General features: G+C 63.4%; 9 protein-coding genes. 8 read left to right on the top strand and 1 reads right to left on the bottom strand.

The features are described from left to right. Window positions 1-74 precede the first annotated feature (74 nt). From rpoB to V6N07_RS15035, 4 genes are all read left to right on the top strand, one after another. Complete coding sequence (gene rpoB, locus V6N07_RS15050; protein WP_371157258.1) at window positions 75-4,214, top strand: DNA-directed RNA polymerase subunit beta; 4,140 nt, start codon at window positions 75-77, stop codon at window positions 4,212-4,214. Window positions 4,215-4,293: 79 nt separating this feature from the next. Next, window positions 4,294-8,535, top strand: coding sequence for a DNA-directed RNA polymerase subunit beta' (rpoC, locus tag V6N07_RS15045; protein ID WP_371157256.1), 4,242 nt, complete (start codon window positions 4,294-4,296; stop codon window positions 8,533-8,535). Between the two features lie 111 nt (window positions 8,536-8,646). Next, window positions 8,647-9,513 (top strand): glycosyltransferase, encoded by an 867-nt coding sequence (locus tag V6N07_RS15040; protein WP_371157254.1) that lies wholly within the window; start codon window positions 8,647-8,649, stop codon window positions 9,511-9,513. Then, window positions 9,510-10,391 (top strand): DMT family transporter, encoded by an 882-nt coding sequence (locus V6N07_RS15035; RefSeq protein WP_371157252.1) that lies wholly within the window; start codon window positions 9,510-9,512, stop codon window positions 10,389-10,391. Before V6N07_RS15040 ends, V6N07_RS15035 begins: the two co-directional genes overlap by 4 nt. 76 nt (window positions 10,392-10,467) lie before the next feature. Here the strand turns inward: V6N07_RS15035 and V6N07_RS15030 are convergent, their stop codons facing one another. Continuing rightward, window positions 10,468-11,274, bottom strand: coding sequence for a glycosyltransferase (locus tag V6N07_RS15030; RefSeq protein ID WP_371157250.1), 807 nt, complete (start codon window positions 11,272-11,274; stop codon window positions 10,468-10,470). A gap of 347 nt (window positions 11,275-11,621) precedes the next feature. Between V6N07_RS15030 and rpsL the strand changes: the two genes are divergently transcribed. The 4 genes from rpsL to V6N07_RS15010 all read left to right on the top strand — a co-directional run. Next, window positions 11,622-11,993 carry a 30S ribosomal protein S12 gene (rpsL, locus tag V6N07_RS15025; protein WP_371157248.1) on the top strand — a complete coding sequence of 124 codons (372 nt, stop codon included), beginning with the start codon at window positions 11,622-11,624 and terminating at the stop codon, window positions 11,991-11,993. A gap of 84 nt (window positions 11,994-12,077) precedes the next feature. Beyond that, on the top strand, window positions 12,078-12,548 hold the full coding sequence (gene rpsG, locus V6N07_RS15020) for a 30S ribosomal protein S7 (protein WP_371157246.1): 471 nt from the start codon (window positions 12,078-12,080) through the stop codon (window positions 12,546-12,548). An 83-nt stretch (window positions 12,549-12,631) separates the two neighbouring features. Next, the gene (fusA, locus tag V6N07_RS15015; protein ID WP_371157244.1) at window positions 12,632-14,758 is read left to right on the top strand and encodes an elongation factor G; all 2,127 of its coding nucleotides are present in this window, start codon (window positions 12,632-12,634) and stop codon (window positions 14,756-14,758) included. 87 nt (window positions 14,759-14,845) lie between these two features. Then, on the top strand, window positions 14,846-15,022 hold a 177-nt coding region (locus V6N07_RS15010; RefSeq protein WP_371157601.1), incomplete at its 3' end, for a GTP-binding protein.

Raw genomic sequence — 15,022 nt, 5'->3', positions numbered from 1 at the left:
CTCTTCGCTGGCCCACGGCGTCCGATGCCCGACGGACACCCGTGCGCGCGAAACCGAAAGAAAGAGACCACCACATGGCTCAGACGCAAGCGTCCTCCAAACGTATCCGCAGGTATTTTGGCAAGATCGACGAAGTCCTCGCGATGCCGAACCTGATCGAAGTCCAGAAGTCGTCCTATGACCTGTTTCTGCGGTCCGGCGATCAGGATCAGCCCGTCGACGGCGAAGGGTTGAAGGGCACGTTCCAGTCCGTCTTCCCGATCAAGGATTTCAACGAGACCGCGACGCTGGAGTTCGTCAGCTACGAGCTGGAAGAGCCCAAGTACGACGTCGACGAATGCCAGCAGCGTGACATGACCTATGCCGCGCCGCTGAAGGTCAAGCTGCGCCTGATCGTCATGGATATCGACGAGGACACTGGCGCGAAGGACGTCAAGGACATCAAGGAGCAGGATGTCTTCATGGGCGACATGCCCCTGATGACGCCGAACGGCACCTTCATCGTCAACGGCACCGAGCGGGTCATCGTTTCCCAGATGCACCGGTCCCCCGGCGTGTTCTTCGATCACGACAAGGGCAAGACGCACAGCTCGGGCAAGCTGCTGTTCGCCTGCCGCATCATTCCCTACCGCGGGTCCTGGCTGGACTTCGAGTTCGACGCGAAGGACCTCGTGTTCTGCCGCATCGACCGTCGCCGCAAGCTGCCGGTGACGACGCTGCTCTATGCGCTCGGCATGGATCAGGAAGGCATCATGGATGCCTATTACGACACCGTGACCTACACGCACCGCAAGGGTGAAGGCTGGGCGACCAAGTTCTTCCCCGAGCGGTATTCCGGCACCCGTCCCGCGATGGACATCATCGACGCCGACAGCGGCGAGATCGTGATCGAGGCGGGCAAGAAAGTGACGCCGCGCCAGGTCAAGAAGCTGCGCGAAGAGGGGGGTATCAACGATATCCTCGTGCCGTTCGACGCGATCGTCGGCAAATTCGCCGCGCGCGACATCATCAACGAGGAAACCGGCGCGATCTACGCCGAGGCCGGTGATGAGCTGACGTGGGAAATCGACAAGGCGGGCGAAGTCTCGGGCGGCACCCTGAAGGAGCTGCTGGACGCGGGTGTCGAAGAGATCCCGGTTCTCGACATCGACAACGTCTCTGTCGGTCCGTACATGCGCAACACCATGGCGGCGGACAAGAACATGGGTCGCGAAACCGCGCTCATGGATATCTACCGCGTCATGCGCCCGGGCGAGCCGCCCACCGTCGAGGCCGCGCAGACCCTGTTCGACCAGCTGTTCCGCGACAGTGAGCGTTACGACCTGTCGGCCGTGGGCCGGGTCAAGATGAACATGCGCCTCGCACTGGATGCCGACGACACCGTCCGAACCCTGCGCGACGAAGACATCATGGCCTGTATCAAGGCCCTGGTGGAGCTGCGCGACGGGCGCGGCGACATCGACGACATCGACCACCTCGGCAACCGCCGCGTGCGGTCGGTCGGCGAACTGATGGAAAACCAGTATCGCGTCGGCCTGCTGCGGATGGAGCGCGCCATCAAGGAGCGTATGTCCAGCGTCGAGATCGACACGGTCATGCCGCAGGACCTGATCAACGCGAAGCCTGCTGCCGCCGCGGTGCGCGAATTCTTCGGTTCGTCGCAGCTGTCGCAGTTCATGGACCAGACGAACCCGCTGTCCGAAGTGACGCACAAGCGTCGCCTGTCGGCCCTCGGGCCGGGTGGTCTGACGCGCGAACGTGCGGGCTTCGAGGTGCGCGACGTGCACCCGACCCACTATGGTCGCATGTGCCCGATCGAGACGCCGGAAGGCCCGAACATCGGTCTGATCAACAGCCTCGCGACCTTCGCGCGCGTCAACAAGTACGGCTTCATCGAGACCCCTTACCGCAAGGTGGTCGACGGTGTCGTGACCGACGACGTTCAGTACATGTCGGCGACCGAGGAAATGCGTCACACGGTGGCGCAGGCCAACGCGCAGATGACCGAGGACGGGCGCTTCGCCAACGAGTTGGTGAGCACGCGTCAATCGGGCGACTACATGCTGCAATCGCGTGACAACGTCGACCTGATCGACGTGTCGCCCAAGCAGCTGGTCTCCGTTGCTGCCGCGCTGATCCCGTTCCTTGAAAACGACGACGCCAACCGCGCCCTGATGGGTTCGAACATGCAACGTCAGGCCGTGCCCCTGTTGCAGGCGGATGCACCTTTCGTGGGAACCGGCATGGAAGCCGTTGTGGCGCGCGATTCCGGCGCGTCCATCATGGCCAAGCGCGGCGGGATCATCGACCAGGTCGATGCCCAGCGTATCGTTGTGCGTGCGACCGAAGACCTGGCCCTGGGCGACGCGGGCGTGGACATCTATCGTCTGCGCAAGTTCCAGCGCTCCAACCAGAACACCTGCATCAACCAGCGTCCGCTGGTGAAGGTGGGCGATACCGTTCGCAAGAACGAGGTTCTGGCCGACGGTCCGTCGACCGACATGGGGGAGCTGGCGCTCGGCAAGAACGTCGTCGTCGCCTTCATGCCGTGGAACGGCTACAACTACGAGGACTCCATCCTCATCTCCGAGCGGATTGCCCGTGACGACGTCTTCACCTCGATCCACATCGAGGAATTCGAAGTCGCCGCGCGTGACACCAAGCTCGGGCCGGAGGAGATCACGCGCGACATTCCGAACGTCGGTGAGGAAGCCCTGCGCAACCTCGACGAGGCCGGGATCGTCTACATCGGTGCGGACGTAGAGCCGGGCGACATCCTCGTGGGCAAGATCACCCCCAAGGGTGAAAGCCCGATGACGCCGGAAGAAAAGCTCCTGCGCGCCATCTTCGGCGAAAAGGCATCGGACGTGCGCGACACCTCGCTGCGGGTGAAGCCGGGCGACTACGGCACCGTGGTCGAGGTGCGTGTCTTCAACCGTCATGGCGTCGAGAAGGACGAGCGCGCCCTCCAGATCGAGCGCGAGCAGGTGGAACGCCTTGCCCGCGACCGCGACGACGAGCGTGAAATCCTCGACCGCAACATCTATGCGCGTCTGCGCGGGATGATTGCGGGCAAGACCGCCGTGAAAGGCCCCAAGGGCGTCAAGCCGAACACCGTCATCACCGACGATGTCCTGTCCGACCTGTCCTTTGGCCAGTGGTGGCAGCTGGCGCTGGAAGGCGAGGAAGACGCCCAGCAGGTCGAGGCCCTGAACGAGCAGTACGAAGTGCTCAAGCGTGGTCTGGACGCACGATTCGAGGACAAGGTCGAGAAGGTCCGCCGCGGCGACGACCTGCCGCCGGGCGTGATGAAGATGGTCAAGGTCTTCATCGCGGTGAAGCGCAAGCTTCAGCCGGGCGACAAGATGGCCGGCCGTCACGGCAACAAGGGCGTCATCTCCAAGGTCGTTCCGATGGAGGACATGCCCTTCCTCGGTGACGGCACGCCGGTCGATTTCGTGCTGAACCCGCTGGGTGTGCCTTCGCGCATGAACGTCGGCCAGATCCTGGAGACGCACATGGGCTGGGCCGCACGCGGCATGGGCATTCAGATCGATGATGCGCTGGACGAATATCGCCGTTCCGGCGACATGACCCCCGTGCGTGACGCGATGAAGATCGCCTATGGTGAGCAGGCCTACGAAGACTGGCTGGCCGAGATGTCCGAGGAAGGCTTCCTCGAGGCGGCGGGCAATGTCACCAAGGGTGTTCCGATTGCCACGCCGGTGTTCGACGGTGCCAAGGAAGGGGACGTCAACGACGCCCTGACCCGTGCCGGGTTCTCGACCTCCGGTCAGTCGGACCTGTTCGACGGACGTACGGGCGAGAAGTTCAGCCGTCAGGTCACCGTTGGCGTGAAATACCTGCTCAAGCTGCACCACCTCGTGGATGACAAGATCCACGCCCGTTCCACGGGGCCGTACTCGCTCGTCACGCAGCAGCCGCTGGGTGGTAAGGCGCAGTTCGGTGGTCAGCGCTTCGGTGAGATGGAGGTCTGGGCCCTCGAGGCCTACGGCGCCGCCTACACCCTGCAGGAAATGCTGACGGTCAAGTCGGATGACGTCGCGGGCCGGACCAAGGTCTACGAGAGCATCGTCAAGGGCGAGGACAACTACGAGGCGGGCGTTCCCGAGAGCTTCAACGTGCTCGTCAAGGAAGTCCGCGGTCTCGGCCTGAACATGGAACTCCTGGATGCGGAGGAAGACAGCGAGTGACGGTTTCGACCGTCACTTGCCGGGCGGGGATCACCCCGCCCATCGCTTCCCCACGCGCCCCTTTTCAAAAGGTTACCAAATGAACCAGGAACTGACGAACAACCCGTTCAACCCGATCGCCCCGCAAAAGGTGTTCGACGAAATCAAGGTCTCGCTGGCCTCGCCCGAGCGGATCCTCTCGTGGTCCTATGGTGAGATCAAGAAGCCCGAGACCATCAACTACCGCACGTTCAAGCCCGAGCGTGACGGCCTGTTCTGTGCGCGCATCTTTGGTCCGATCAAGGACTACGAATGCCTGTGCGGCAAGTACAAGCGCATGAAGTATCGCGGCGTCGTCTGCGAGAAATGCGGTGTGGAAGTCACGCTGCAAAAGGTCCGCCGCGAGCGGATGGGCCACATCGAACTGGCCTCGCCCGTCGCGCACATCTGGTTCCTCAAGTCGCTGCCCTCCCGCATCGGCCTGATGCTGGACATGACGCTGCGCGATCTGGAGCGGATTCTCTACTTCGAGAACTACGTCGTGATCGAGCCGGGTCTGACCGACCTCGAATACGGTCAGCTGATGTCCGAAGAGGAGTTCATGGACGCGCAGGACGCCTATGGCGCCGACGCGTTCCAGGCCAACATCGGCGCGGAAGCCATCCGCGAGATGCTGGCCGCCATCGACCTGGAGCAGGAAGCCGCCACGCTGCGCGAGGACCTGAAAGAGGCGACCGGTGAGCTCAAGCCCAAGAAGATCATCAAGCGCCTGAAGATCGTCGAGTCCTTCATCGAGTCGGGCAACCGCCCGGAATGGATGATCCTGACCGTGATCCCGGTCATCCCGCCCGAGCTGCGTCCGCTGGTGCCGCTGGACGGTGGCCGTTTCGCGACCTCCGACCTCAACGACCTGTATCGCCGCGTCATCAACCGCAACAACCGCCTGAAGCGGCTGATCGAGCTGCGCGCGCCCGACATCATCGTCCGCAACGAAAAGCGGATGTTGCAGGAATCCGTTGACGCGCTGTTCGACAACGGCCGTCGTGGCCGCGTCATCACGGGCGCCAACAAGCGCCCGCTGAAGTCGCTGTCCGACATGCTCAAAGGCAAGCAGGGCCGCTTCCGCCAGAACCTTCTGGGTAAGCGGGTCGATTTCTCGGGCCGGTCGGTCATCGTGACGGGGCCGGAGCTGAAGCTGCATCAATGCGGCCTGCCCAAGAAGATGGCGCTGGAGCTGTTCAAGCCGTTCATCTATTCACGGCTGGAGGCCAAGGGCCTGTCGTCGACGGTCAAGCAGGCCAAGAAGCTGGTCGAGAAGGAGCGCCCCGAGGTCTGGGATATCCTGGACGAGGTGATCCGCGAGCACCCCGTCATGCTGAACCGTGCGCCGACGCTGCACCGTCTCGGCATCCAGGCGTTCGAGCCGGTTCTGATCGAAGGCAAGGCCATTCAGCTTCACCCCCTCGTCTGCTCGGCCTTCAACGCCGACTTCGATGGTGACCAGATGGCCGTCCACGTTCCGCTGTCCCTCGAGGCTCAGCTGGAATGCCGTGTTCTGATGATGTCCACGAACAACGTTCTGTCGCCGGCCAACGGTGCACCGATCATCGTGCCGTCGCAGGATATGATCCTCGGGCTTTACTACGTCTCCATGGACCGCAAGGGCATGAAGGGCGAAGGCATGACCTTCTCGTCCATCGACGAGGTGACGCATGCGCTGGACGCGGGCGAAGTGCATCTGCACGCCCGCATCAAGGCCCGCATCACCGAGATCGACGAGATGGGCGAAGAGGTCTTCAAGATCTACGAGACCACGCCGGGTCGCGTGCGTCTCGGGTCCATGCTGCCGCTGAATGCCAAGGCGCCGTTCGAACTGGTGAACCGCCTTCTGCGCAAGAAAGAGGTGCAGCAGGTCATCGACACGGTCTACCGCTACTGCGGTCAGAAGGAGTCGGTCATCTTCTGCGACCAGATCATGACCCTCGGCTTCCGCGAAGCGTTCAAGGCCGGCATCTCGTTCGGCAAGGACGACATGGTCGTGCCCGACAACAAGTGGCCGATCGTCGATGCGACCCGCGAGTTGGTCAAGGATTTCGAGCAGCAGTACATGGACGGCCTGATTACTCAGGGCGAAAAGTACAACAAGGTGGTCGATGCCTGGTCGAAGTGTAACGACAAGGTCACCGAGGCGATGATGTCCACGATCTCGATCGCGGGCGAAGATGCCAACGGCGCCGAGAACGAGCCGAACTCGGTCTACATGATGGCGCACTCCGGTGCGCGTGGCTCGGTTACGCAGATGAAGCAGCTGGGCGGCATGCGCGGCCTGATGGCCAAGCCGAACGGCGACATCATCGAGACGCCGATCATCTCGAACTTCAAGGAAGGTCTGACCGTTCTTGAATACTTCAACTCGACCCACGGCGCCCGCAAGGGTCTGTCGGATACGGCCCTGAAGACGGCCAACTCCGGTTACCTGACCCGTCGTCTGGTTGACGTGGCCCAGGACTGCATCGTTCGCATGGATGACTGCGGCACCGAAAAGGCGATCACGGCATCTGCCGCGGTCAACGACGGTGAAGTCGTCGCCTCGCTGGCGGAGCGTATCCTTGGCCGTGTTTCGGCGGACGACGTCTATGCGCCGGGCACCGAGGACATCATCTGTCATGCAGGTGAGTTGATCGACGAGCGCAAGGCAGATGCCATCGAGGCGGCCAACGTCGCAACGATGCGTATCCGCTCGCCGCTGACCTGTGAGGCCGAGGAGGGCGTTTGCGCGACCTGTTACGGTCGTGACCTGGCGCGCGGCACCAAGGTGAACCTTGGTGAGGCCGTTGGCATCATCGCGGCCCAGTCCATCGGTGAGCCGGGCACGCAGCTGACGATGCGGACCTTCCACATCGGCGGCGTTGCCCAGGGTGGTCAGCAGTCCTTCATGGAGGCCTCTGCCGCCGGTAAGGTCGAGTTCCGCAACAGCAACGTCCTGACCAACGACGCCGGTCAGGTCCTCGTGATGGGCCGCAACATGTCCATCGCGATCCTCGATGCTGCGGGTGAGGAGCTGACGTCGCACAAGCTGGGCTACGGTACGGTTCTGCACGTCACCGAGTTCCAGGAAGTTGCGCGCGGCGACAAGCTGTTCGAGTGGGACCCCTTCACGCTGCCGATCATCGCCGAAGCCGACGGCAAGGCGAAGTTCGTCGATCTCTACGCGGGCATCTCCGTCCGGGACGAGACCGATGACGCGACCGGCATGACCCAGAAGATCGTCACCGACTGGCGCTCCGCCCCCAAGGGCAACGAGCTCAAGCCGGAGATCATCCTGGCGGGCGAGGACGGAGAGCCTGTGCGCAACGAGGCCGGCAATCCGCTGACCTACACCATGTCGGTGGATGCGATCCTGTCGGTCGAGGACGGCCAGCAGCTCAAGGCCGGTGACGTCGTGGCGCGTATCCCGCGCGAAGGCACCAAGACCAAGGACATCACCGGCGGTCTGCCGCGGGTGGCGGAATTGTTCGAGGCCCGCAAGCCCAAGGACAACGCGATCATCGCGGAGGCCGACGGCTATGTGAAGTTCGGCAAGGACTACAAGAACAAGCGCCGGATCACTGTCATCCCCGAGGATGAGAGCCTGGAGCCGATCGACTACATGGTGCCCAAGGGCAAGCACATCCCGGTGGGTGAGGGCGACTTCATCCAGCGCGGTGACTACATCATGGACGGCAACCCCGCGCCGCACGACATCCTGCGCATCCTCGGGGTAGAGGCCTTGGCCGACTACCTCATCGACGAGGTGCAGGACGTCTACCGGTTGCAGGGCGTTAAGATCAACGACAAGCACATCGAGGTGATCGTCCGCCAGATGCTGCAGAAGTGGGAGATCCTGGACTCGGGTGATACCACGCTGCTCAAGGGTGAGAACGTCGACAAGGCCGAGTTGGTCGAGGCGAATGCCAAGGCCGAAAAGCGGGGCGACCGCCTTGCCAAAGCCGAGCCGATCCTGCTGGGCATCACGAAGGCGTCGTTGCAGACCCGTTCGTTCATCTCCGCCGCCTCCTTCCAGGAGACGACGCGCGTTCTGACCGAGGCGTCGGTGCAGGGCAAGAAGGACAAGCTGGTCGGCCTGAAGGAGAACGTCATCGTGGGTCGCCTGATCCCGGCGGGCACCGGTGGCGCCACGCAGGAGATGCGCGCCATCGCCACCAAGCGCGACAGCGTCGTCATCGAAGCCGCCCGGATCGAGGCCGAGAAGGCCGCGGCACTTGCCGCGCCCGAGCCGACGACCTCGGCGGACGACGTGTTCAAGCCGGCACCGGCCACGACCTCGGCCGACGACGAATAAGCCGGTCGCAGGACCGCGCAAGACAACCGCCCCGCCGGAGCGATCCGGCGGGGCTTTTTCGTGCCCGTCACCCTTCTTGCCCCGGCCCGCGCCCCGTGCAACGAACCTCCCATGGCCATTCGCAACCAGATCATCGGCGTCATGCGCTTTTCCTATCCGGCGAAGGAGGGGTTCGCCGTCAGCCAGATGGACGAGGCCGCGCTCGAGGCGCATCTCTACGATGAACCCCGCCTGTTGCAGCGCTTCATCTACCTCGAGACGATCACGCTGCCGTCCCTTGCCGCGCAAACGGACATGGATTTCCGCCTAGTCATCCTGTCAGGCACCAGCCTGCCGATGCGCTGGCGCAAGCAGCTGCGCACGCTGGAGGAACGCTATTCTTGGGTGAAGATCGTCTTCCTCGACCGCATGGGGGCGCTCGCGGCGGCCAAGCGCAGTTTCCGGCGCGGCACGGATGAGGGCACGACCCATATCACGGGCTTCCGTATCGATGACGACGACGCCGTCGCCACCGATTACATTGCCCGCACACGCGACATCGCGGACCGCACCCTGCACGCCGGGCTGGCCGATGACCCCTATGCCATCGCCTTCAGCCGGGGCATCTACTGGAACCTCTACGACCCCGATCAGCCGTTCCATGAGTTTCGGGAGCCGCAGCCATTGGGCTTGGCCTGTGCGATGATCACGACCGCCGACCTGCCGACCTGCATCTATCGCTATAACCACCGCCGGCTGGGTTGCTACGTGCCCACCTACATGGAGCCGGGGCGCGACTACATGTTCCTGCGCACATTGCACGAGCACAACGACAGCGGCCGCTCCATCCCGCCGCACGCGGTTGAGATGGCGACGCGACGTGGGCGCAAGCTGCTGGGGGAGCGGTTCGGACTGGACCCCGAGGCCGCGATCTCGCTGATGCCCGAGGCGCCGCGCGGCGACGGGCGCGACATGGGGCCGAAGGGGCCGCTGACGTGACCGACAACCTGCGTGGCGCCACGTTGATGATGGCGTCCATGGCGACTTTCACCTTCAACGATGCCTGCATCAAGTATCTGGCCGAAGGCCTGCCGACGTTTCAGGCCGTATTCCTGCGCGGCGTCGGCGTCTCGATCCTGCTGACCGTCCTTGCGTGGCGCACCGGCGCGCTGACCCGTCCGATCCCCGTGGGCGACCGTGGTCGCGTTGTCGCCCGCTCGGTCGCGGAGGTTTGCGCCTTTCTACCGTTCATAATCGCACTGACCCACATGCCGTTGGCAAACATCACCGCCATTCTCCAGGCCTTGCCCCTGACGATCACGGCGGCCGGTGCGCTGCTGTTGCGTGAAACGGTCGGGTGGCGGCGCTGGACGGCAATCCTGATCGGGTTTGCCGGCGTCCTCCTGATCGTGCGGCCGGGAACGGAGGGGTTCAATTCCTGGTCCCTGCTGGCCGTCCTGTCGGTCCTGATCATCACGGCGCGCGATTTGATAACCCGTCGTCTGTCGCCCGAAGTGCCCAGCCTGAAGGTCGCCCTGATCACCGCCGTCGGCGTGACCCTTCTGGGGCTTGCACTGTCGCTGCGCGAGACATGGCAGATGCCGACCGGCGGGCAGGGGGGTGTCGTCCTGCTGGCCAGTGTATTCATCCTCGGCGGCTACCTGTTTTCGGTCATGGCGATGCGCGTGGGTGAGGTCGCGGTCGTCACGCCCTTCCGCTATACCGCGATGATCTGGGGCCTGCTGCTTGGCTACCTCGTCTTCGGGGATTGGCCGACACCATTGACCCTGATCGGGGCCGCGCTGATTGCCGGTACGGGCATCTATACACTCTGGCGGGAAACGCGCGCACCGGTCCGCCCCCTCAGGCCCCATTGAGGGAAACGCGCCCAGCTTCCTTAGTCCCGAGACACATCGGGTGGGTTGCAGGCCGGGTAGAGCGCCCTCCGACCCATCAGCGAAAGCTGCCGGCAATTGCGTCAAGGTCCAGGCCGAACCGATCCGTCAGAACAGCGCGATCCTCATCGGTCGCGGGCTTCAGAAGGTTCGTGCGATCGCGGACGCGGGAATCGTTCGTTCCGTCCACCCCGCGCACCCACATAGGCACTTCGGGAAGGGTGACGGACGGCATCAATCGGCCCAGCTTGTGATGCGGGAAATGAATGCCGGTGCGTTGGTTCGACGCCCGCAGGATGACCGGCTGTGCGACGCCGAGGTGGGTTTCATGCAGGGTCTGCACCCTTGGGCCATCGGGGGTCAGGTGAAGACGCATGCCTTTCGTGAAATCGAGGGCCAGCTTGCCGTGACGCTCGAACAGCGGGGCGACATCGCGGAACGCCTCGCGTGTGCGGGCGACGAAACGGCGCGCGACACCGTCGTCGTCGTCCTGCCGGATATAGGCCACGGGCGGGCCGCCCCGATCGACGCGGGGGCGTATGACCTCGGCCAGGGCGTCCTGCTGTTGCTTGGCGGGGTAGAAGACCGCTTCGGCCCCGTGCAACGTGGCGGCCAGATCCCTCAGACGGTCGGCATGAGGCCGGGGCAGGGCATCGCCCGTCAGGATGATCGTGCGGAATCCTCCGTCCGTCTGTTGCCGCAAGGTCCGCAGGCAGACATGCTCCAGCGTGCGAAACCTTGCCTCAATGCGTTCGGGCGCCCAGAGGTGGGCCTGACGTGCGGCGATGCTGTCATGCTCCGTCTGGAACATGCCCGGGCCGGGATAGGCGAAACGCACGACGAAGAGGATCTGAAGGTCCGACATGACCTGCACGCTGCCGCGCGAGGGCATGAAGGACAAGCTATCTGTGACGTTTCGGCAGGGCGATCGTGTCCGGCGTCAGCGGCAGGGCGTGACAAGTTCGACCGGGCGCGACAGTCAAGTTGACACCCACCTGCGATTCCTTTAGGCGCTGCGTCAATTCGGTCCGGTTGCTCAGCATCCGGGACCGGCAAGCCAGAACCGTCGGTCAAGATCCGGGATACTGCTTCCCGCGTCCTCTGTCACTCAACCGCATTGCCCAGGTCGGAATTCCGGGTGCTGCGGTCGCACGCTTTTGGTCGGTCGGAACCGAACGAGAGATTTGAGATGAACAACCGGGGACACCCTACATGCCCACGATCCAGCAGCTGATCCGCAAGCCGCGTCAGCCCAAGCGTCAGACATCGAAGTCGCAGCACCTTGAAGGGTGCCCGCAAAAGCGCGGCGTCTGCACGCGCGTCTACACCACCACGCCGAAGAAGCCGAACTCGGCCATGCGGAAAGTCGCCAAGGTGCGTCTGACCAACGGTTTCGAGGTCATCAGCTACATCCCCGGTGAAAGCCACAACCTGCAGGAGCACTCCGTGGTCCTGATCCGTGGCGGTCGTGTGAAAGACCTTCCCGGCGTCCGCTACCACATCCTGCGCGGTGTGCTTGATACGCAGGGCGTCAAGGATCGTCGCCAGCGTCGTTCGAAGTACGGCGCGAAGCGTCCGAAGTAAGGGGAACGGCGGGGATCACCCCGCCCTACCGTCACCCATAGGGCGGGGATCACCCCGCCGCCCCATGCCAAGAGGATACACGACATGTCACGTCGTCACGCCGCCGAAAAACGCGAAGTCCTGCCTGACGCCAAGTATGGCGACAAGGTTCTGACCAAGTTCATGAACAACCTGATGCTGGACGGTAAGAAATCGACCGCGGAGCGCATCGTCTACAACGCGCTGGAGCGGGTCGAGACCAAGCTCAAGCGCTCCCCGATCGAGGTCTTCTCCGAGAGCCTCGACAACATCAAGCCGTCGGTCGAAGTCCGGTCGCGCCGCGTCGGTGGTGCCACCTATCAGGTGCCCGTCGAAGTGCGCCCCGAGCGCCGCGAAGCCCTGGCCATCCGCTGGCTGATCAAGGCCGCCCGCGCCCGCAACGAGAACACCATGGAAGAGCGTCTGGCCGGTGAGCTGATCGACGCGGTCCAGTCTCGTGGCTCGGCCGTCAAGAAACGCGAAGACACCCACAAGATGGCCGATGCCAACAAGGCATTCAGCCACTACCGCTGGTGAGTTTCGCGCTTATCTAAGCAATACCACGGGGGCCCACACGGGGCCCCCGAACCCGTTTTCTCCTGCTATCTGAGGCAAGCTTCATGGCACGCGACTATCCCCTCGCCCGATACCGTAACTTCGGGATCATGGCCCACATCGACGCAGGGAAAACCACCTGCTCCGAGCGGATCCTGTTCTACACCGGCAAATCCCACAACATCGGCGAGGTCCATGACGGCGCCGCCACGATGGACTGGATGGAGCAGGAGCAGGAGCGCGGCATCACGATCACGTCCGCCGCGACGACCACGTTCTGGCAGCGTCAGGAAGAGCCGACCAACGACGGCACCTCCGACACGAAATACCGCATGAACATCATCGACACGCCCGGCCACGTCGACTTCACCATCGAAGTCGAGCGTTCGCTGGCTGTTCTCGACGGTGCCGTCGCCGTGCTGGACGCCAACGCCGGCGTCGAGCCCCAGACCGAGACGGTCTGGCGTCAGGCCGACCGCTACAAGGTTCCGCGGATCGTGTTCGTCAACAAGATGGACAAGATCGGCGCCGATTTCTTCAACTGCGTCAAGATGATCAAGGACCGTACGGGCGCCACGCCTGCCCCGATCCAGATCCCGATCGGCGCCGAGAACGAGCTGGAAGGCATGGTCGACCTCGTCACCATGGAAGAGTGGGTCTGGGAAGGCGAAGATCTGGGCGCGTCCTGGGTCAAGAAGCCGATCCGCGACAGCCTCAAGGATCTGGCCGACGAATGGCGTGCGCACCTCATCGAGACCGCGGTCGAGATGGACGACGAAGCCATGGAGAATTATCTGATGGACGGTGCGGAGCCGGACGTCGACACGTTGCGCGCGCTGATCCGCAAAGGCACGCTGGGCATCAAGTTCATCCCCGTCCTCTGCGGCTCCGCGTTCAAGAACAAGGGTGTTCAGCCCCTGCTCAACGCCGTCATCGACTACCTGCCCAGCCCGCTGGACGTTGTCGATTACATGGGCTTCAAGCCGGGCGACGAGAACGAAGAGCGTGTCATTCCCCGCCGTGCGGACGACGAAATGCCGTTCTCGGGCCTTGCCTTTAAGATCATGAACGACCCCTTCGTCGGCTCGCTGACCTTCACGCGCATCTACTCCGGTGTGCTCAAGAAGGGCGAGACGATGCTCAACTCCACCAAGGGGAAGAAAGAGCGCGTCGGTCGTATGATGATGATGCACTCGATCAACCGCGAGGAGATCGAGGAAGCCTTCGCAGGCGACATCATCGCGCTGGCCGGCCTGAAGGACACCACCACGGGTGACACCATCTGTGATCCGTCCGATCCGGTCGTTCTGGAAACGATGACCTTCCCCGATCCGGTCATCGAGATCGCGGTCGAGCCCAAGACCAAGGCCGACCAGGAGAAGATGTCCGCCGGTCTGGCCCGTCTGGCCGCCGAGGATCCGTCCTTCCGCGTCGAAACCGACCTCGAGTCCGGTCAGACCATCATGAAGGGCATGGGCGAACTTCACCTCGACATCCTCGTCGACCGCCTCAAGCGGGAGTTCAAGGTCGAAGCGAACATCGGTGCGCCGCAGGTTGCCTACCGTGAGACGATCGACCGCGAGGCCGAGCACACCTACACCCACAAGAAGCAGTCGGGTGGTTCGGGTCAGTTCGCCGAAGTCAAGATGGTCATCACGCCGACCGAGCCGGGCGAGGGTTTCTCGTTCGAATCCAAGGTCGTGGGCGGCAACGTTCCGAAGGAATACATCCCCGGCGTCGAAAAGGGCGTGAAGTCGGTCATGGACTCCGGTCCGCTGGCGGGCTTCCCGGTCATCGACTTCAAGGTCGCGCTGCTGGACGGTAAGTTCCACGACGTCGACTCGTCGGTCCTGGCGTTCGAGATCGCTGCCCGTGCGTGGATGCGTGAAGCCATGAAGAAGGCTGGCGCCAAGCTGCTCGAGCCGATCATGAAGGTCGAGGTGGTGACGCCCGAGGAATACACCGGTGGTATCATCGGCGACCTCACGTCCCGTCGCGGTCAGGTCAACGGTCAGGACACGCGCGGCAACGCCATCGCGATCGACGCCTTCGTGCCGCTGGCCAACATGTTCGGCTACATCAACACGCTGCGCTCCATGTCCTCGGGCCGCGCGCAGTTCACGATGCAGTTCGATCACTACGATCCGGTTCCGCAGAACATCTCGGAAGAGATCCAGAAGAAATACGCCTAATCGGTGCGGCGGGGGCGACCCCGCCACACTCATACCATCCTGGCAGGGGCCGACCTTGCCCCTTTCCTATCAGAAGGAGACCTTCCCATGGCGAAGGCAAAGTTCGAACGCACGAAACCGCACGTTAACATCGGCACGATTGGCCACGTTGACCACGGCAAGACGACGCTGACGGCTGCGATCACGAAGTATTTCGGTGACTTCAAGGCCTACGACCAGATCGACGGCGCGCCCGAAGAGAAGGCCCGCGGCATCACGATCTCG

It is taken from the genome of Jannaschia sp. 2305UL9-9 (genome assembly GCF_041403465.1).
Taxonomy (GTDB): domain Bacteria; phylum Pseudomonadota; class Alphaproteobacteria; order Rhodobacterales; family Rhodobacteraceae; genus Jannaschia.
This window is presented reverse-complemented; position numbering and strand designations above follow the sequence as displayed.